At 69.9% G+C, this 16,580-nt stretch carries 22 protein-coding genes; 2 read left to right on the top strand and 20 right to left on the bottom strand.

The window, feature by feature from the left end; translation table 11 throughout:
- Positions 1–87: 87 nt before the first annotated feature.
- Positions 88–516, top strand: coding sequence for a large conductance mechanosensitive channel protein MscL (gene mscL, locus QTI20_RS13870; RefSeq protein ID WP_286551643.1), 429 nt, complete (start codon positions 88–90; stop codon positions 514–516).
- On the opposite strand, the gene pdxA is transcribed toward mscL, so the two are convergent.
- Complete coding sequence (gene pdxA / locus QTI20_RS13865; RefSeq protein ID WP_286551642.1) at positions 503–1,573, bottom strand: 4-hydroxythreonine-4-phosphate dehydrogenase PdxA; 1,071 nt, start codon at positions 1,571–1,573, stop codon at positions 503–505. The genes mscL and pdxA overlap by 14 nt on opposite strands.
- 5 nt (positions 1,574–1,578) lie before the next feature.
- Positions 1,579–2,352, bottom strand: coding sequence for a Nif3-like dinuclear metal center hexameric protein (locus QTI20_RS13860; protein WP_183025003.1), 774 nt, complete (start codon positions 2,350–2,352; stop codon positions 1,579–1,581).
- A gap of 110 nt (positions 2,353–2,462) precedes the next feature.
- Here QTI20_RS13860 and QTI20_RS13855 point away from each other — a divergent pair, with 110 nt between their 5' ends.
- Entirely contained in the window at positions 2,463–3,626 is a 1,164-nt protein-coding gene (locus QTI20_RS13855) for a S1C family serine protease (protein ID WP_183025002.1), read from the top strand.
- A 48-nt stretch (positions 3,627–3,674) separates the two neighbouring features.
- On the opposite strand, the gene tatC is transcribed toward QTI20_RS13855, so the two are convergent.
- The 18 genes from tatC to murA all read right to left on the bottom strand — a co-directional run bounded on the left by tatC (position 3,675) and on the right by murA (position 16,557).
- Positions 3,675–4,478, bottom strand: coding sequence for a twin-arginine translocase subunit TatC (gene tatC, locus QTI20_RS13850; RefSeq protein WP_286551639.1), 804 nt, complete (start codon positions 4,476–4,478; stop codon positions 3,675–3,677).
- Positions 4,479–4,538: 60 nt separating this feature from the next.
- Positions 4,539–5,000, bottom strand: a complete 462-nt coding sequence (gene tatB / locus QTI20_RS13845) for a Sec-independent protein translocase protein TatB (protein WP_286551638.1) — start codon at positions 4,998–5,000, stop codon at positions 4,539–4,541.
- 10 nt (positions 5,001–5,010) lie between these two features.
- Positions 5,011–5,247 carry a Sec-independent protein translocase subunit TatA gene (gene tatA, locus QTI20_RS13840; protein WP_183024999.1) on the bottom strand — a complete coding sequence of 79 codons (237 nt, stop codon included), beginning with the start codon at positions 5,245–5,247 and terminating at the stop codon, positions 5,011–5,013.
- A gap of 76 nt (positions 5,248–5,323) precedes the next feature.
- Positions 5,324–5,683 carry a histidine triad nucleotide-binding protein gene (locus tag QTI20_RS13835; RefSeq protein WP_183024998.1) on the bottom strand — a complete coding sequence of 120 codons (360 nt, stop codon included), beginning with the start codon at positions 5,681–5,683 and terminating at the stop codon, positions 5,324–5,326.
- Positions 5,673–6,062 (bottom strand): DUF4870 family protein, encoded by a 390-nt coding sequence (locus QTI20_RS13830; protein WP_286551636.1) that lies wholly within the window; start codon positions 6,060–6,062, stop codon positions 5,673–5,675. The genes QTI20_RS13835 and QTI20_RS13830 overlap by 11 nt, the downstream gene beginning before the upstream one ends.
- 9 nt (positions 6,063–6,071) lie before the next feature.
- On the bottom strand, positions 6,072–6,446 hold the full coding sequence (locus QTI20_RS13825) for a phosphoribosyl-ATP diphosphatase (protein WP_503011399.1): 375 nt from the start codon (positions 6,444–6,446) through the stop codon (positions 6,072–6,074).
- Positions 6,446–6,835 carry a phosphoribosyl-AMP cyclohydrolase gene (gene hisI / locus QTI20_RS13820; RefSeq protein WP_183024996.1) on the bottom strand — a complete coding sequence of 130 codons (390 nt, stop codon included), beginning with the start codon at positions 6,833–6,835 and terminating at the stop codon, positions 6,446–6,448. Before hisI ends, QTI20_RS13825 begins: the two co-directional genes overlap by 1 nt.
- 46 nt (positions 6,836–6,881) lie before the next feature.
- Positions 6,882–7,661, bottom strand: a complete 780-nt coding sequence (hisF, locus tag QTI20_RS13815) for an imidazole glycerol phosphate synthase subunit HisF (RefSeq protein ID WP_286551634.1) — start codon at positions 7,659–7,661, stop codon at positions 6,882–6,884.
- A gap of 28 nt (positions 7,662–7,689) precedes the next feature.
- Entirely contained in the window at positions 7,690–8,523 is an 834-nt protein-coding gene (locus tag QTI20_RS13810; protein WP_286551633.1) for a D-hexose-6-phosphate mutarotase, read from the bottom strand.
- A 19-nt stretch (positions 8,524–8,542) separates the two neighbouring features.
- Positions 8,543–9,730, bottom strand: coding sequence for an AAA family ATPase (locus QTI20_RS13805; RefSeq protein ID WP_286551632.1), 1,188 nt, complete (start codon positions 9,728–9,730; stop codon positions 8,543–8,545).
- 49 nt (positions 9,731–9,779) lie between these two features.
- The gene (gene hisA / locus QTI20_RS13800; RefSeq protein WP_183024992.1) at positions 9,780–10,523 is read right to left on the bottom strand and encodes a 1-(5-phosphoribosyl)-5-[(5-phosphoribosylamino)methylideneamino]imidazole-4-carboxamide isomerase; all 744 of its coding nucleotides are present in this window, start codon (positions 10,521–10,523) and stop codon (positions 9,780–9,782) included.
- 21 nt (positions 10,524–10,544) lie between these two features.
- Complete coding sequence (gene hisH, locus QTI20_RS13795) at positions 10,545–11,192, bottom strand: imidazole glycerol phosphate synthase subunit HisH (RefSeq protein WP_286551631.1); 648 nt, start codon at positions 11,190–11,192, stop codon at positions 10,545–10,547.
- A complete protein-coding gene (hisB, locus tag QTI20_RS13790) occupies positions 11,192–11,821 on the bottom strand; it encodes an imidazoleglycerol-phosphate dehydratase HisB (RefSeq protein ID WP_183024990.1) in 630 nt (209 codons plus the stop codon). Before hisB ends, hisH begins: the two co-directional genes overlap by 1 nt.
- The gene (hisC, locus tag QTI20_RS13785; protein ID WP_286551630.1) at positions 11,818–12,918 is read right to left on the bottom strand and encodes a histidinol-phosphate transaminase; all 1,101 of its coding nucleotides are present in this window, start codon (positions 12,916–12,918) and stop codon (positions 11,818–11,820) included. The genes hisB and hisC overlap by 4 nt, the downstream gene beginning before the upstream one ends.
- A 6-nt stretch (positions 12,919–12,924) precedes the next feature.
- Complete coding sequence (locus tag QTI20_RS13780; protein ID WP_183024988.1) at positions 12,925–13,278, bottom strand: hypothetical protein; 354 nt, start codon at positions 13,276–13,278, stop codon at positions 12,925–12,927.
- 10 nt (positions 13,279–13,288) lie between these two features.
- Positions 13,289–14,611 carry a histidinol dehydrogenase gene (hisD, locus tag QTI20_RS13775; protein ID WP_286551629.1) on the bottom strand — a complete coding sequence of 441 codons (1,323 nt, stop codon included), beginning with the start codon at positions 14,609–14,611 and terminating at the stop codon, positions 13,289–13,291.
- Positions 14,612–14,615: 4 nt separating this feature from the next.
- Positions 14,616–15,257, bottom strand: a complete 642-nt coding sequence (hisG, locus tag QTI20_RS13770) for an ATP phosphoribosyltransferase (protein ID WP_183024986.1) — start codon at positions 15,255–15,257, stop codon at positions 14,616–14,618.
- Between the two features lie 28 nt (positions 15,258–15,285).
- The gene (gene murA, locus QTI20_RS13765; protein WP_286551628.1) at positions 15,286–16,557 is read right to left on the bottom strand and encodes a UDP-N-acetylglucosamine 1-carboxyvinyltransferase; all 1,272 of its coding nucleotides are present in this window, start codon (positions 16,555–16,557) and stop codon (positions 15,286–15,288) included.
- Between the last annotated feature and the right edge of the window lie 23 nt (positions 16,558–16,580).

Raw genomic sequence — 16,580 nt, 5'->3', positions numbered from 1 at the left:
CGCACCCACCCACGGGCCGCGCCGCGCCGAAGCCCGGAGCACCCCTATACTGACCGCGATTCCAACATCAACGCGAGGTAGGCAGACATGAGCGTTCTCAAAGAGTTCCGGGAATTTGCCATCAAGGGCAATGTGATCGACCTGGCCGTCGGCGTGATCATCGGCGCCGCCTTCGGCAAGATCGTCGATTCGCTGGTCGGCGACGTGATCATGCCGCTCGCCGGCCTGGTCTTCGGCAAGCTGGATTTCTCCAACCTCTTCGTGGTGCTGGGCACGGTGCCGGCCGGCGTGGCCAACAACCTGGCCGACCTGAAGAAGGCCGGCGTGCCGGTGCTGGCCTATGGCAACTTCATCACCATCGCGGTCAACTTCCTGATCCTGGCCTTCATCATCTTCATGATGGTCAAGCAGATCAACCGGCTGCGGAAGAAGGAAGAAGCGGCGCCCGCCGTGGCGGCCCCGCCCGAGGACATCGCGCTGCTGCGCGAGATCCGCGACAGCCTCAAGCGCCCCTGAGCGCGTCCGGCGCGAGCGATCGCGCCATCCGGATCGCCTCGATCAGGCTGGCCGGGTCCGCGCGGCCGGTGCCCGCGATGTCGAAGGCGGTGCCGTGGTCGGGGCTGGTGCGCACCAGCGGCAGCCCCAGCGTCACATTCACGCCCTTGTCCACGCCGAGGTACTTGACCGGGATCAGCCCCTGGTCGTGGTACATCGCGATCACCACGTCGAATTCGCCGGCCTTGTCCGGCGTGGCCCGGGCCCGCATGAAGACGGTGTCGGGCGCATGGGGACCCTGGGCGTCGATGCCTTCGGCGCGCGCCGCGGCGATGGCCGGCGCGATGACCTCGCGCTCCTCGCTGCCGAACAGTCCGCCCTCCCCCGCATGCGGGTTCAGCCCCGCCACGCCGATGCGCGGCGCGCGGCCCAGCGCGGCGCCCAGGGCCCGGTGCGCGATCCGGATCGTGTCCAGCACGCCCTCGCGGTGCACCGCATCGATCGCCTGGCGCAGCGACATGTGGATGCTGACCAGCACCGTGCGCAGCTCGTCGTTGGCCAGCATCATGCGCACCGGCACCTCGGCCAGCGGACGCCCCAGGTGCGCGGCCGCCTCGGCCTGCAGCAGCTCGGTGTGGCCGGGGAAGGGAAAGCCCGCGGCCGCCAGCGATTCCTTGTGCAGCGGCGCGGTGACGATGGCCGCCACCTGGCCCGCCAGCGCCGCGCGCGCGGCCCAGACCACGCTGTCGCCGGCCGCCTTTCCCGCGGCCGCGCCGACCTGGCCGGTCACCACGCCCTGCGGCACCTCGATGGCCTGCAGCAGCGGCAGGCAATGCGGCGGCAGGCCCGCGACCTCCTCGGCCCGCGCGATCAGCGCCACCGGCAGCGACACGCCGCCGGGCACGGCCAGCGCCGCCGCGGCCCGGCGCAGGGTGCCGAGGTCGCCCACCACGAAGCAGCCGCGCGTCAGTTCGGGCGCCTGCAGGAAGGCCTTGGCCACGATCTCGGGGCCGATGCCGGCCGGGTCGCCCATGGTGATGGCGATGGGCAGACCGCCCGATGCGGGGATGGCGCTCATGTTCGTCAGGCCGGGTTGTCGATGTCGATGAATTCGTGCGCCAGCCCCAGCTGGGCGGCGACGTGCGCGGCCACCGCCGGTGCGCCGTAGCGCTCGGTCGCGTGGTGGCCGCAGGCCAGGAAGGCCACGCCCATCTCGCGCGCGTAGTGGGCCTGCGGCTCGGAGATCTCGCCGGTGATGAAGGCGTCGGCGCCGGCCGCGATCGCGGCCTCGAAGTAGCCCTGGGCGCCGCCGGTGCACCAGGCCACGGTCTGGATCGGGCGCCGCGTGCCCGGCACCAGCGTGACATGGCGGCCCAGCACCTGCTGGACGTGCGCCGCGAGCGCCGCGGCGTCGGCGAAGCCGCTGCCGTCGATGCGCCCGCCGATGAAGCCCAGGTCCTGCTCGCCGAAGCGGCCCGCGGGGCCCAGGTGCGCCGCCAGGCCCAGCTGCAGCCCCAGCTGGGCGTTGTTGCCCAGCTCGGGATGGGCGTCGAGCGGCAGGTGGTAGGCGAACAGGTTCACGTCGTCGCCCAGCAGCAGGCCCAGGCGCTGCCGCATCCAGCCGGTCACACGGCCGTCCTGGCCGCGCCAGAACAGGCCGTGGTGCACGAAGATCGCATCGGCCTCGGCATGGATCGCGGCCTCGATCAGCGCCCGGCTGGCGGTCACGCCCGAGACGATCTTGCGCACCGTGGTGCGGCCCTCGACCTGCAGGCCGTTGGGCCCGTAGTCCTTGAAGCGCGCGGGGGCCAGCAGCAGGTCGAAGGCGTGCAGGAGTTCGTGGCGGGTGGTGCTCATGTGCCGATTGTGGCGCGGCGTGGCCAGCGTTGCGAAGCGTTGAGGGACAATTGCGCCCTGGCGCCGGCCGCGTGTGGCCGCGCTCTCCTTTCGCTTTTGCCCCTCTGTTCATGAAACGCACCTGGCTGCTCTTCGCCCAAGCCGTGACCGTCCTGCTGGCGGCCTATTTCGTGGTCGCCACGCTCAAGCCCGAGTGGCTCAACCGGCGCACCTCGCTGAGCGGGCTGGTCTCGATCATCGAGGCGCCCGGCAACGCCAGCCCGGCCACGACGGCCGCCGGCAGCCTCAGCGCCGCCGCCCGCAAGGCGGCGCCGGCGGTGGTCAGCATCAACACCAGCAAGGCCGCGCAGCGCCATCCGCGCAGCAACGACCCCTGGTTCCGCTTCTTCTTCGGCGACCAGGGCGACGACCAGCCCCAGGTGGGCCTGGGCAGCGGCGTGATCGTCAGCACCGACGGTTACATCCTCACCAACAACCATGTGGTGGCGGGTGCCGACGAGATCGACGTCACGCTCAACGACAGCCGGCATGCGCGCGGCAAGGTGATCGGGACCGACCCGGAAACCGACCTGGCGGTGCTCAAGATCGAACTCGACAAGCTGCCGGCCATCGTGCTGGGCAACTCCGACGCGCTGGCGGTGGGCGACCAGGTGCTGGCCATCGGCAACCCCTTCGGCGTCGGCCAGACCGTGACCAGCGGCATCGTCTCGGCGCTCGGCCGCAACCAACTGGGCATCAACACCTTCGAGAACTTCATCCAGACCGACGCGGCCATCAACCCGGGCAACTCGGGCGGCGCGCTGGTCGACGTGAACGGCAACCTCGAGGGCATCAACACCGCGATCTACTCGCGCTCGGGCGGCAGCATGGGCATCGGCTTCGCGATCCCGGTGTCGATCGCCAAGCAGGTGCTGGGCGACATCGTCAAGGAAGGCAAGGTCACGCGCGGCTGGATCGGCGTGGAGCCCAACAACCTCTCGCCCGAACTGGCCGAGACCTTCGGCGTCAAGGCCAACGCCGGCGTGATCATCACCGGCGTGCTGCAGAACGGCCCGGCGGCCAAGGCCGGCATCCGGCCCGGCGACGTGATCACCAACGTGGACGACCGCAAGATCGACAACGTGCAGGAGCTGCTGACCGCGGTGGCCGGCCTCAAGCCCGGCAACGAGGCGCGCTTCGCGCTGCAGCGCGGCACCGACAAGATGGAATTGAACGTGGTGCCGGGCCTGCGGCCCAAGGTGCAGCAGCGTCGCAGCCCGGCCGATACGGAGTAGCCCGAAGACGATGCCCGGCGCCGGGCATCGTCCGGAAGATCAGGAAGATCAGGAAGAGGCCGAGTCGGCGCCCTCTTCTTCCTTGGGCGCGGCACTGTGCTTCACGAAGTAGCGCGCCGCGATGATCCCGATCTCGTAGAGCAGGCACATCGGCACCGCCAGCGCCAGCTGCGACACCACGTCGGGCGGCGTGAGCACGGCGGCCACCACGAAGGCCAGCACGATGAAGTAGCCGCGGAAGCTGCGCAGCTTCTCGACCGTGACCAGCTCGAAGCGCACCAGCAGCATCACCACGATCGGCACCTGGAAGGCGCAGCCGAAGGCGATGTAGAGCGACAGGATCGCCTCCACGTACGAGGAGATGTCGGGCGTGGCGGCCACGCTGGGCGGCGTGAACTTCTGGATGAAGCCGAACATCTTGTCCAGCACGAAGAACTGCACGAAGGCGATGCCCGCATAGGCCAGCAGGCTGCCGAACAGGATCAGCGGCAGCGCGAACTTCTTCTCGTGGCTGTAGAGGCCCGGCGCCACGAACATCCAGATCTGGTACATCAGCCAGGGCAGCGCCAGCAGCACGGCGGTCATGCCCAGCACCTTGAGCGGCACGAAGAAGGGCGAGAACACGCCGACGGCGATCAGCTTCGCGCCGGGCGGCATGTGCGCCTTGATCGGCATCGCGATCAGGTCGATCAGGCCGCTGGGGCCCGGCCAGAAGGCCAGCAGCGCCGCGGCCACGGCCAGGCCGTAGACGCAATAGAGCAGCCGGTCGCGCAGCTCCATCAGGTGCGCGACGAAAGGCTGCTCGGTGCCGGCCAGTTCGTCGTCTTTGTTCTTGTCGGTGGAATCGGCCATGAGGGAACGCTGCGGGCAGGAAGTCGGGTCGCGCTGCACGCGGCCGATTCGGCGTGGCGGCTAGTTGATCTTGTGGGGACGGAAGCGCGCGACGCGCGCCGCGCCGGAAAGCGCCTTGGTACGAACGCCGTTGCGGGACTTGTACCACTGCGGCGTGGCGCCCTGCTTCAAACGCCAGTTCTTGCGGGGATGCTTGTACTCGGGATAGGACACGGCCTCGGGCTCGGCCAGCGCCGACAGGGTCTGGCCGCTCTCCGAGAACTGCTTCTCGAAGTCGCTGGCACCCGCGTGGATGCTCTGTTCGACATCGCGCGCAGCTTCCTGCACCGTGTCCTTCATCTTGCGCAGTTCGTCGAGGTCCATCGAGCGATTGACCTCGGACTTGACGTCGTTGACGTAGCGCTGGGCCTTGCCCAGCAGCATGCCGACCGTGCGCGCCACCCGGGGCAGCTTTTCAGGGCCGATGACGATCAGCGCCACCGCGCCAATCAGCGCGAGTTTCGAGATGCCGAGGTCGATCACGCGCGGCGGCTCAGGACTTCTGACGCGCTTCGACGTCGATGGTCGACTTGTCGGCGGCCGGCGTGCCGGTCACGTGCTGCGTGGGCGCAGCGGGCGTGTCGGTGGACGAGCCGTCCTTCATGCCGTCCTTGAAGCCCTTGACGGCGCCGCCCAGGTCGGAGCCCATGTTGCGCAGCTTCTTGGTGCCGAAGATCATGACCACGACGAGCAGCACGATCAGCCAGTGCCAGATGGAAAAGGAACCCATGGAAGTACTCCTGAAGAATGAAAAGAATTTTAGTCCCGGCGGCATGGGCGGACAGGGCCGCCACCCGCCAGCATGACTAGCCCTTGAACCACGGGCGCGGACCGCCCATGACGTGAACATGGAGATGGTGGACTTCCTGCCCGCCCTCTTGGCCGGTGTTGACCACCACCCGGAAGCCGCCCTCGGGGTACGGACGGCAGCCCTGCTCGAGCGCCAGCTGCGGCGCGAGCGTCATGATCCGGCCCATCAGCGCCGCATCGTCGGGTGTCAACTGCGCCATGGACGGGATGTGCCGCTTGGGCACGAGCATGAAATGCACCGGCGCCCAGGGCGAGATGTCGTGGAAGCCGAACAGCTCCTCGTCCTCGTAGACCTTCTTCGACGGGATCTGGCCCGCGACGATCTTGCAGAAGATGCAGTTCGAATCAGACGACATCGGCGGGCTCCATGGAACGGCCGGCGTTCATGCGCACCATGCCCTTGACGATACGGTAGAGGAACCACAGCGAGATCAGCCCCCAGGCGATCCAGCCGGGCACGACGAACAGCAGCCACAGCCAGGCCGTGACCACGTACAGCACGCCCGCCCACAGCACCGAGCGGATGCGCCAGCTGAAGTGCGACTGCTGCCAGGTGCCAGCGGCGTCGGGGCGCTTGACCAGGTCGATCACCAGCGCGATCAGCAGCAGCACGACCGAGGCCTGGGCACCCGGCAACACCGCGCCCACCGCCACGATCAGGTGCAGGATGTAGCTGACCCAGCCCCAGGTCCTGAGCGTCTCGTCGGGCTCGGCGGTCACGATGTCGTTGGCCATGGCGTCCTTTCAGTCGTTGGAAGCTTCGCGGTCCTGCGCCTTGCGCAGGGCCTTTTCCTCGATGCCGCTGGTGCCCGCGCGGCGCGCCAGTTCGGCCACCACTTCGCGCGGGCTCAGGCCGTAATGCGCCAGCGCCACCATGCTGTGGAACCACAGATCGGCGACTTCGTTCACTATTTTTTGCGGATCGCCGCCATGGTCGGCGTCCTTGGCCGCCATCACGACCTCGGTCGCCTCCTCGCCGATCTTCTTGAGGAAGGCATCGGGGCCCTTGTGCAGCAGGCGGGCGACATAGCTCTGTTCGGGGTCGCCGCCACGCGCGGGCAGGCGGCTTTCGATCACGGCCGCAAGGCGGTCCAGCGCGTCGGTGCTCATCGTTTCCATTATTTGTAGATCGTCCCTGGGTCTTTGAGGACCGGTTCGACCGCGGTCCACTGGCCATTCTCGTACCGGCTGAAGAAACAACTGTGACGGCCAGTGTGACAGGCAATGCCGGGTTCGTGACCGAGTTGTGTCACCTTGAGCAGCACCACGTCGTTGTCGCAATCGAGGCGGATCTCGTGCACCGTCTGCACATGGCCGGATTCCTCGCCCTTGAACCACAGCTTGTTGCGCGAGCGGCTGAAATACACGGCGCGGCCGAGCTCGGCCGTCCGGGCCAGCGCCTCGCGGTTCATCCAGGCGAACATCAGGACATCGTTGCTGCCCTGTTCCTGCGCGATCACCGGCACCAGGCCGTTCGCGTCCCATTTCACTTCATCGAGCCAGTTCATGGCCGGATTGTCCCACCCCGGGGCATCACGCCGTGAACAGAGGGCCTCACAGGCGTACCGGGATTCCGCGCTCGGCCATGCGGGCCTTGGCCTGGCCGACCGTGTATTCGCCGTAATGGAAGATGCTGGCGGCCAGCACCGCGTCGGCACCGCCGGTCTGGATGCCGTCGGCCAGGTCGTCGAGGTTGCCCACGCCGCCCGAGGCGATCACCGGCACGTTGACCGCGTCGCTCACCGCGCGGGTCAGCGCCAGGTCGAAGCCGCTCTTGGTGCCGTCGCGGTCCATGCTGGTCAGCAGGATCTCGCCCGCGCCGCGGCGCGCCATCTCGGCCGCCCACTGCACCGCGTCCAGGCCGGTGTTCTTGCGTCCGCCATGGCTGTAGACGTCCCAGCCCGCGCCGCGCGTGGCGGCGTCCTCGGGCGAGCGGCGCTTGGCGTCGATCGCGACCACGATGCACTGGGCGCCGTATTTCTGCGAGGCGTCCTCGATCACCTGGGGATTGGCGAGCGCGGCGGAGTTGAAGCTGGTCTTGTCGGCGCCCGCGTTGAGCAGCCGGCGCACGTCGTCGACCGTGCGCACGCCGCCGCCCACGGTCAGCGGGATGAAGACCTGCGAGGCCACGGCCTCGATGATCGGCAGGATCAGGTCGCGCCCGTCGCTGGTGGCCGTGATGTCGAGGAAGGTCAGCTCGTCGGCGCCCTGGGCGTTGTAGCGCGCGGCGATCTCGATCGGGTCGCCCGCGTCGCGCAGTTCGACGAAGTTGACGCCCTTCACGACCCGGCCTCCGGTCACGTCGAGGCAGGGAATGATGCGTTTGGCGAGCATGGTGTTGGTTCGGGAGAAAAAAGGAGATTCAAAGGACGCTGAGCTGCTGCCAGCCCTGCCACGCGGCGCCGGGCGCCAGCGGCACGGGGTCGTCGATGCGGGCGGCTTCGACGCACAGCATGTGGCGCCAGCCCTCGTCGGGCAGGTCGGCCAGCTTCGACGCCAGCGCGGCACCGGGGTTCCAGACCACGGTTTCGGTGCAGCTCGCGCTCTGGGCGATGGCCAGGGCGCCGCGGGGCTGGACCAGTTTCAGCGCAGCGGCGGGCGCGGCGTAGACGCTGTCGAATTCGGGGCCGAAGCGCAGGGCCTCGGCCGTCTCGGCATGGCGCGCATCGCGGACCGCGTCCCAGCGCTGCGCGCCCTGCAGGCCTTCGAGCCGCACGTCGGCGATCTCGTCGACCTGCAGGTAGGTGTGCAGCGCGGCGGTGAAGGCCCAGGGCTCGGCACCGGTGTTCTGCACGTCCAGCGCGATGCGCAGCGCGCCCGGCGTCAGCGTGACGCGCAAGCCGAGGCGGAAGGCATGCGGCCACAGCGCGCGGCTGGCGTCGTCGTCGCGCAGGCACAACAGGAGTTCGCCCGGCGCCTGGTCCGGCTCGAGCCGCCAGGCCGTGTTGCGCGCGAAGCCGTGCTTGGGGAGCGGACCGCGCTGGTTGAACTGCGGCCAGCACACCGGCACGCCACCGCGGATCGCGGAACGGCCGTCGAACAGCGCCTCGGGGCTCAGGTAGATGCGCTCGACGCCGTCGGCCGTCTGCCAGGACAGCAGCTGCGCGCCGTGCAGCGCCACGGTGCAGGCATCGCCGCCGGGCAGGCGGAGCCGGACCGCGGGCTGGCCGCGGACGCTGAGGGTTTCGAGGGACATGGCGTCGATTCTAGGGTCGCTACCGGGCCGGCCAGTGCCAGGGCGGGATGTCGCCCATGTCGAGGTTGGCGATGCGGGTGGCGCCGAAGTGCTTCTCCAGCACCACCGACTGCAGCGCCATTTCGCCCGCGGCCGACTCCAGCGAGGCGATCAGCCGGGTGGCATGCGACACCACGATGACCTGGGTCTGGGCCGCGGCCTGCGCGATCAGCCGGCCGAGCGCGGGCAGCAGGTCGGGGTGCAGGCTGGTTTCGGGTTCGTTGAGCACCAGCAGGCTGGGCGGCCGCGGCGACAGCAGCGCGGCGATCCACAGCAGGTAGCGCAGCGTGCCGTCGGACAGCTCGGCCGCGCTCAGCGCGCGCAGCAGGCCGTGCTGGTGCATGCGCACCTCGAAGCGGCCGTCCGGGCCGGCCGCGACCTCGACGCGCGCGCCGGGAAAGGCATCGTCCAGCGCATGGTCGAGCGCCTCGGCGTCGCCGATCTCGCGGATGGTCTGCAGCGCCGCCCCGAGGTCTGCCCCGTCGTTGGCCAGCACCGGCGTGTAGGTGCCCAGCTGGGGGCTGCGCGCGGGCGCCTCGGCGTCCGAGCGGAAATGGTCGTAGAAGCGCCAGGAGCGCATGCGTTCACGCAGCGAGAGCATCTCCGGCGCGGCGCGCGGGTCGGCGTACTCGGTCATCATGCTGGCGAAGGCCGGGATGCGGCGCTCGACGGCCACCCAGCGGCCGGCCTCGTCGCGCACGCGCAGCGCCGGGCCCTTGCGGTCGACCAGCTGGCTCGCGGGCCGCAGCACCGGGCCGCTCCAGAGCGCCTCGCGCTTGATCTCCGGGTCGTGCGAGAAGGCCGAGGGTGGCACGGGCGGCGGCAGGCCGATGTCGATCGCGTAGCCGAAATCGTCGTCGCCCTCGCCCGCAAAGCCCAGGCGCAAATTGACCGGCTCGCTGCGCACCGTGCCCTGCACCGGCGCCTCGCCGCGAAGCACCGCGGCCGAGAAGCGCTCGGGCCCGGCCCACAGGGTGGAAGCCAGGCCGCCTTCGCGCACCAGCGAGCGCACCGCGCCGCCGCTGGCGATCTCGGCCAGCAGGCGCATCGCGCGGTAGACGCTGGACTTGCCGCTGCCGTTGGGCCCGGTCACGACCGTGAGCCGCCCGAGCGGCACCGTGAGCTGGCGCAGCGAGCGGTAGTTGGCGATGGCGAGGGCGGACAGCATGCGCGGTCGACCGGATCAGGCCCGGGTCAGCGCCCGGCCCGTGCTGCGCTCAGTTCGCGGCCAGCGCATCCGCGCGGGTCTGGGCCGCGGCGAAGTCCAGGTCGCCGGAGTAGATGGCGCGACCGCAGATCACGCCCTCGACGCCGTCGGATTCGACCGCGCAGAGCTGGTCGATGTCGGCCATGTTCGACAGGCCGCCCGAGGCGATCACCGGGATGGTCAGGGCCTGCGCCAGCTTGACCGTGGCCTCGATGTTGATCCCCGAGAGCATGCCGTCGCGGCCGATGTCGGTGTAGATGATCGATTCGACGCCGTAGTCCTCGAACTTCTTGCCCAGGTCGGCGACCTCGTGGCCGGTGAGCTTGCTCCAGCCATCGGTCGCGACCTTGCCGTCCTTGGCGTCCAGGCCCACGATGATGTGGCCGCCGAAGGCGACGCAGGCGTCCTTCAGGAAGCCCGGGTTCTTGACCGCGGCGGTGCCGATGATCACGTAGCGCAGGCCGTCGTCGATGTAGCGCTCGATGGTGTCGAGGTCGCGGATGCCGCCACCCAGCTGCACCGGGATCTCGTCGCCCACTTCGCGCAGGATCGCCTTGATGGCCGCGTGGTTCTGCGGCTTGCCGGCGAAGGCGCCGTTCAGGTCGACCAGGTGCAGGCGGCGCGCGCCGGCCTGGACCCACTTGCGCGCCATGGCGGCCGGGTCTTCGCTGAAGATGGTCGATTGGTCCATGTCGCCCTGTTTGAGGCGAACGCAGTGGCCGTCTTTGAGATCAATGGCGGGAATCAGCAGCATGGCAGGTCGGCCCGGGGAGGCTCAGGGGTTCCAGTGGAGAAAGTTGCGGTAGAGCTGCAGACCGTGGTCCGCACTCTTCTCAGGGTGGAACTGGGTCGCAAAAATATTATCGCGTGCGATGGCGGCCGTGAACGGCGCGCCGTAGTCGGCCTCGCCCACGCTGTGGCGCGGGTCGACCGGCTTCGCATAGAAGCTGTGGACGAAATAGAAGTAGGCGTCGTCGGGCACGCCGGCCCAGACCGCATGCGGCTGCGCCTGGCGCACCTGGTTCCAGCCCATCTGCGGCACCTTGTAGCGGCTGCCGTCGGGCTGGGTGCGGCCGGCCAGCTCGAACTTGACGACGCGGCCGGGGATCAGGTCGAGCCCGTCGGTCGCGCCTTCGTCGCTGTGCGAGAGCAGCATCTGCATGCCCACGCAGACGCCGAACAGCGGCTTGCTGGCGGCGGCTTCGAGCACCGATTCGCGCAGGCCCGAGTCGCGCAGTTCGCGCATGCAGTCGGGCATCGCGCCCTGCCCCGGCAGCACGACGCGCGTGGCCTGGCGCACCACGTCGGGGTCGGAGGTGACGAAGACCTCCACGCCCACCTGGTCGGCCGCATGCTGCACGGCCTGCGACACCGAGCGCAGGTTGCCCATGCCGTAGTCGACGACGGCGACGGTGTTGCGCATCAGAGGGATCCCTTGGTCGAGGGAATCACGCCGACCGAGCGCGGGTCGATCTCGAGCGCCGAGCGCAGCGCGCGGGCGAAGGCCTTGAACACCGTCTCGCACTGGTGGTGCGCGTTGATGCCCTTGAGGTTGTCGATGTGCAGCGTGACGAAGGCGTGGTTCACGAAGCCCTGGAAGAACTCGTAGGTCAGCTGGCTGTCGAAGCCGCCGATCATGCCGCTGGTGAAGGGCACGTGCATCACCAGGCCGGGACGGCCGGAGAAGTCGATCACCACGCGGCTCAGCGCCTCGTCGAGCGGCACGTAGGCGTGGCCGTAGCGGCGCAGGCCCTTCTTGTCGCCCACGGCCTTGGCCACGGCCTGGCCCAGCGTGATGCCCACGTCTTCCACCGTGTGGTGGCCGTCGATGTGCAGGTCGCCCTGGCAGTCGATCTCGAGGTCGATCAGCCCGTGGCGGGCGATCTGGTCGAGCATGTGGTCGAAGAAGCCGATGCCGGTCGACAGCTTGGCGCGGCCGGTGCCGTCGAGGTTGACCGAGACCGTGATCTTGGTTTCGGCCGTGTTGCGGGTGACGGAGGCCACGCGATCGCCCGCGAGGGCGGCGGCCTGGGGTGCCGTGGGGGTGTTCATAGGGAGGATTCGAGGGCTGCGAGCATGCGGCTATTGTCGTCGGCCGTGCCGACGGTCAGGCGCAGGCAGTTCGCCAGCAATGGGTGCATTCTAGAAACGTTCTTGACCAGCACGCCGTGCGCCTTCATGCCCTCGAAGGTCTTTGCCGCGTCGGGCACCCGCACCAGCACCATGTTGGCCTCGCTGGGCCACTGGGTCACGCCCGGCAGCCGGGCCAGCGCCGCGACCAGCTCCTCGCGCCGGGCCCGGATGTCGGCCGCCTGGGCATCGAAGACCTCGGCATGCTCGAGCGCGAACAGCGCGCACTCGCAGTTGAGCACGCTGATGTTGTAGGGCGGGCGCACCTTGTCGATCTCGGCGATCAGCGCCGCCGGGCCCATCAGGTAGCCCAGCCGCACCCCCGCCAGGCCGAACTTGCTCAGCGTGCGCATCAGCAGCACGTGGCCGTGGCGCGCCACGCGGTCGATGTAGCTGCGAGCGGCGAAGGGCTGGTAGGCCTCGTCGATCACCACCAGGCCGCCCTGCGCGCCCTGGGCCTCGACGATCCGTTCGATCGCCGCGTCGTCCCAGCGGTTGGCCGTGGGGTTGTTGGGATAGGCCAGGTAGACGATGGCGGGCTTCTCGGCCGCGATCGCGGCCAGCATGGCCGGCGTGTCGAGCTCGAAATCGGCCGTGAGCGGCACGCCGACGAAGCGCACGCCCTGCAGCTGCGCGCTCATGGCGTACATCACGAAGCCCGGCACCGGCGCCAGCACCGTCGCGCCCGGCAGGTCGCAGGCCATGGTCAGCAGCGAGATCAGCTCGTCGGAGCCGTTGCCCAGCATCAGCGCGAAGCCCTCGGGCATCTGCGCGTGCACGGCCAGCGCGCGCTTGAGGTCGTCGCCGCGCGCGCCGGGGTAGCGGTTGAGCGCCAGCGCGCCCAGTCGCGCGCCGAGTTCGGCCTGCAGCGCGGGCGGCAGGCCGTGCGGGTTCTCCATGGCGTCGAGCTTGAGCAGGCCGGTCGCGTCCTGCACGGCATAGGCGTGCATCGACTGGACGTCGGCGCGGATGCGCTGGAGCGCGGGGGAAGAAGCGGTGGAGGTGGAATCAGCGTTCATGGGGTGTCAGTGGGTGCAGCGGTAGCTGCCGCGCAGCGCGGCCGACAGCACGAGCTGGACCGGCATGTCCGCCTCGTAGCTGTCGGCGTTGCGCGCGAGTTCGGTCTGGTAGAGCGAGCGCGCCATCGCGGGCTCGAGCCGGCGGCCTTCGACGCAGAACAGCGGCTTCTGGCCCGCGCGCTGGGCGCTGTCGCTGGCCTCGCGCAAGCCCTCCATCACGCCGACCAGGTAGTAGCTGGCGTAGGCCTTGCCGTCCTTCTCGTTGGCCTCGAGCGTGCGCAGTTCTCGGATGCTCATGGCCTGCGCGCCGGCGCCGGCCAGCAGCGCGGCCAGCAGGACGGTGCGTGCGAGCGCAGCCATCGTCGGCGCCTCAGCCGCGCTGCAGCCGCAGCCGGGCCGCCTCGGCATGGGCCTGCAGGCCCTCGCCTTCGGCCAGCGTGACCGCGATCGGGCCCAGCACCTGCGCGCCGGCCTGGCTCACCTCGATCAGGCTGGAGCGCTTCTGGAAGTCGTACACGCCCAGTGGGCTCGAGAAGCGCGCGGTGCCGCTGGTGGGCAGCACGTGGTTCGGGCCGGCGCAGTAGTCGCCCAGGCTTTCGCTGGTGAAGGCACCGAGGAAGATCGCACCGGCATGCTTGAGCAGCGGCTCCCAGCGGTGCGGCTCGCTGCTGCTGACCTCCAGGTGCTCGGGCGCGATGCGGTTGCTGATGGCGCAGGCCTCTTCCATGCTGCGCGTGTGGATCAGCGCGCCGCGGCCGTTGAGCGAGGCGGCGATGATCTCCGCGCGCGGCATGGTGGGCAGCAGCCGGTCGATGGCTTGCTGCACGCGCTCGATGTAGGCGGCGTCGGGGCACAGCAGGATGCTCTGCGCGAGCTCGTCGTGCTCGGCCTGGCTGAACAGGTCCATCGCCACCCAGTCGGGCGGCGTGCTGCCGTCGGCCAGCACCAGGATCTCGCTCGGGCCCGCGATCATGTCGATGCCCACGGTACCGAACACGCGGCGCTTGGCCGCCGCCACGTAGGCGTTGCCGGGGCCGGTGATCTTGTCGACCGCGGGCACGGTGGCGGTGCCGTAGGCCAGCGCGGCCACGGCCTGGGCGCCGCCGATGGTGAAGGCGCGGCTCACGCCGGCGACATAGGCCGCGGCCAGCACCAGCGGGTTCTTCTCGCCGCCGGGCGTGGGCACGACCATGATGATCTCGCCGACGCCGGCCACATGGGCCGGGATCGCGTTCATCAGCACGCTCGAGGGATAGGCGGCCTTGCCGCCCGGCACGTAGATGCCGACGCGGTCGAGCGGCGTGACCTTCTGGCCCAGCAAGGTGCCGTCCTCGTCGCGGTACTGCCAGCTCTCCCCGCTCGCCTTCTTCTGGGCCTCGTGGTAGCTGCGCACGCGGCGTGCGGCGGCTTCGAGCGCCTCGCGCTGCACGGCGGGCAGCGACTCGAAGGCGGCGCGCAGTTCGTCGGCCCTGAGTTCCAGCGCCGGCATGCCGGCCACGTCGAGCCGGTCGAAGCGCGCGGTGTACTCGAGCACCGCCGTGTCGCCGCGCTGCTGCACGTCGGCCAGGATCCCGGCCACCACCGTCTCGATCGCCGAGTCCGCTTCCGCGGACCAATGCAGGCGCGCCTTGAAGGCGGCTTCGAAATCGGCCGAGGCGGTGGACAGGCGCAGAGGAGTGGCGGACAGGGTCATGGTGTCAGGATTGCGGAATGGCCGACGCGAAGGCGTCGAGGATGCGGCGGATCGGGGCCTGCTTGAGCTTGAGCGCGGCCTGGTTCACCACCAGGCGGGCGCTGATGTCCATGATGCGCTCGACTTCGACCAGGTGGTTGGCCTTGAGCGTGTTGCCGGTCGAGACCAGGTCGACGATGGCGTCGGCCAGGCCGGTCAGCGGCGCGAGCTCCATGCTGCCGTAGAGCTTGATCAGGTCGACGTGCACGCCCTTGCTGGCGAAGAAGTTGCGCGACAGGTTGACGTACTTGGTGGCCACCGTCAGGCGCGAGCCCTGCTTCACGGCCGAGGCGTAGTCGTAGTCGGCGCGCACCGCCACGCTCAGGCGGCAGGCGGCGATGCGCAGGTCCAGCGGCTGGTAGAGGCCCTGGTTGCCGCCTTCGAGCAGCACGTCGAGGCCGGTCACGCCCAGGTCGGCGCCGCCGTACTGCACGTAGGTCGGCACGTCGGAGGCGCGCACCAGCACCACGCGCACGTCGGGCCGGGTGGTGGCGAGGATCAGCTTGCGCGACTTGTCCGGGTCCTCGGTGACCTCGATGCCGGCGGCGGCCAGCAGCGGCAGGGTCTCGTCGAAGATGCGTCCTTTGGAGAGGGCGAGCGTGATCATGGGCGGGCTTTCGTCAGGAGGGTGGGCTTCATGCGATGCGCTCGATGTCCGCGCCGAGGCCGCGCAGCTTGGCTTCCATCCGGTCGTAGCCCCGGTCCAGGTGGTAGATGCGGTCGACCAGGGTCTCGCCCTCGGCCACCAGGCCGGCGATCACCAGGCTGGCGGAGGCGCGCAGGTCGGTCGCCATCACGGTCGCGCCCGACAGGCGGGCACCGCCCTCGACCAGCGCCACCCGGCCGTCGACATGGATGGCCGCGCCCAGGCGCACCAGCTCGTTGACGTGCATGAAGCGGTTCTCGAAGATGGTCTCGGTCACGGCCGCCGAGCCGTGGGCCACGCAGTTGAGCACCATGAACTGGGCCTGCATGTCGGTCGGGAAACCCGGGTATTCGGTGGTGCGGAAGGCCTGGGCCTTGAGGTCGGTGGCGCCGGTCGACGCGATCCGCACCCCGCCCTCGACGGCCTGCACCTCGCAGCCCGCGTCGCGCAGCTTGTCGATCACCGCGTCGAGGTGGTCGGCGCGCGCATGGCGCAGGAACACCTCGCCCCCGGCGGCCGCGACCGCGCACAGGAAGGTGCCGGCCTCGATCCGGTCGGCCACCACCGCGTGCTCGCAGCCGTGCAGCTTGTCCACGCCCTGGATGCGGATGTGGCTGGTGCCATGGCCCTCGATGCGGGCGCCCATCTTGATCAGCATCTCGGCCAGGTCGACGATCTCCGGCTCCTGGGCCGCGTTCTCGAGCAGCGTCTCGCCTTCAGCCAGGGCCGCGGCCATGAGGAAGTTCTCGGTGCCGGTCACGGTCACCATGTCGGTCAGGATGCGCGCGCCCTTCAGGCGGGTGCGCCCGGCGGGCAGGCGCGCGACCATGTAGCCGTGCTCGACCACGATCTCGGCGCCCATGGCCTGCAGGCCCTTGATGTGCTGGTCGACCGGCCGCGAGCCGATCGCGCAGCCGCCGGGCAGCGAGACCTTGGCCTGGCCGAAGCGCGCGAGCAGCGGGCCCAGCGCCAGCACCGAGGCGCGCATGGTCTTGACCAGCTCGTAGGGGGCCTCGATGGTGTGCAGCGCGCCGGCGTCGAGCCGCACGGTGCCGTTGCCGTCGCGCTCGACCGCCACGCCCATGTTGCGCACCAGCTTGAGCATGGTCGACACGTCCTCCAGGCGCGGCACGTTGTGCAGCGTCACGGGCTGGTCGGTCAGCAGCGCGGCGCAGAGCTCGGGCAGCGCGGCGTTCTTGGCGCCGGAAACGAGTACCTCGCCGCCAAGCTTGCGCCCGCCGCGAATGAGAAGTTTGTCCATGAAAAATCCAGCGATATCTAGCA

The sequence above is a fragment of the Variovorax sp. J2P1-31 genome (assembly GCF_030317215.1).
Lineage (GTDB): Bacteria > Pseudomonadota > Gammaproteobacteria > Burkholderiales > Burkholderiaceae_C > Variovorax.
The sequence above is the reverse complement of the archived record's forward strand: the minus strand, read 5'-3'. Positions and strand labels throughout refer to the sequence as shown.

What these genes read in the sequence shown, in the direction of transcription:
- hisB (WP_183024990.1), bottom strand. Translation starts at nt 11,821, where the DNA reads ATGAACACCCCCACGGCACCCCAGGCCGCCGCCCTCGCGGGCGATCGC.
- tatC (WP_286551639.1), bottom strand. Translation starts at nt 4,478, where the DNA reads ATGGCCGATTCCACCGACAAGAACAAAGACGACGAACTGGCCGGCACC.
- QTI20_RS13855 (WP_183025002.1), top strand. Translation starts at nt 2,463, where the DNA reads ATGAAACGCACCTGGCTGCTCTTCGCCCAAGCCGTGACCGTCCTGCTG.
- hisD (WP_286551629.1), bottom strand. Translation starts at nt 14,611, where the DNA reads ATGACCCTGTCCGCCACTCCTCTGCGCCTGTCCACCGCCTCGGCCGAT.
- QTI20_RS13780 (WP_183024988.1), bottom strand. Translation starts at nt 13,278, where the DNA reads ATGGCTGCGCTCGCACGCACCGTCCTGCTGGCCGCGCTGCTGGCCGGC.
- QTI20_RS13810 (WP_286551633.1), bottom strand. Translation starts at nt 8,523, where the DNA reads ATGTCCCTCGAAACCCTCAGCGTCCGCGGCCAGCCCGCGGTCCGGCTC.
- hisA (WP_183024992.1), bottom strand. Translation starts at nt 10,523, where the DNA reads ATGCTGCTGATTCCCGCCATTGATCTCAAAGACGGCCACTGCGTTCGC.
- hisI (WP_183024996.1), bottom strand. Translation starts at nt 6,835, where the DNA reads ATGAACTGGCTCGATGAAGTGAAATGGGACGCGAACGGCCTGGTGCCG.
- mscL (WP_286551643.1), top strand. Translation starts at nt 88, where the DNA reads ATGAGCGTTCTCAAAGAGTTCCGGGAATTTGCCATCAAGGGCAATGTG.
- hisC (WP_286551630.1), bottom strand. Translation starts at nt 12,918, where the DNA reads ATGAACGCTGATTCCACCTCCACCGCTTCTTCCCCCGCGCTCCAGCGC.
- QTI20_RS13860 (WP_183025003.1), bottom strand. Translation starts at nt 2,352, where the DNA reads ATGAGCACCACCCGCCACGAACTCCTGCACGCCTTCGACCTGCTGCTG.
- QTI20_RS13805 (WP_286551632.1), bottom strand. Translation starts at nt 9,730, where the DNA reads ATGCTGTCCGCCCTCGCCATCGCCAACTACCGCTCGCTGCGCCAGCTC.
- hisF (WP_286551634.1), bottom strand. Translation starts at nt 7,661, where the DNA reads ATGCTCGCCAAACGCATCATTCCCTGCCTCGACGTGACCGGAGGCCGG.
- pdxA (WP_286551642.1), bottom strand. Translation starts at nt 1,573, where the DNA reads ATGAGCGCCATCCCCGCATCGGGCGGTCTGCCCATCGCCATCACCATG.
- tatA (WP_183024999.1), bottom strand. Translation starts at nt 5,247, where the DNA reads ATGGGTTCCTTTTCCATCTGGCACTGGCTGATCGTGCTGCTCGTCGTG.
- QTI20_RS13835 (WP_183024998.1), bottom strand. Translation starts at nt 5,683, where the DNA reads ATGTCGTCTGATTCGAACTGCATCTTCTGCAAGATCGTCGCGGGCCAG.
- hisG (WP_183024986.1), bottom strand. Translation starts at nt 15,257, where the DNA reads ATGATCACGCTCGCCCTCTCCAAAGGACGCATCTTCGACGAGACCCTG.
- QTI20_RS13830 (WP_286551636.1), bottom strand. Translation starts at nt 6,062, where the DNA reads ATGGCCAACGACATCGTGACCGCCGAGCCCGACGAGACGCTCAGGACC.
- QTI20_RS13825 (WP_503011399.1), bottom strand. Translation starts at nt 6,446, where the DNA reads ATGGAAACGATGAGCACCGACGCGCTGGACCGCCTTGCGGCCGTGATC.
- murA (WP_286551628.1), bottom strand. Translation starts at nt 16,557, where the DNA reads ATGGACAAACTTCTCATTCGCGGCGGGCGCAAGCTTGGCGGCGAGGTA.
- hisH (WP_286551631.1), bottom strand. Translation starts at nt 11,192, where the DNA reads ATGCGCAACACCGTCGCCGTCGTCGACTACGGCATGGGCAACCTGCGC.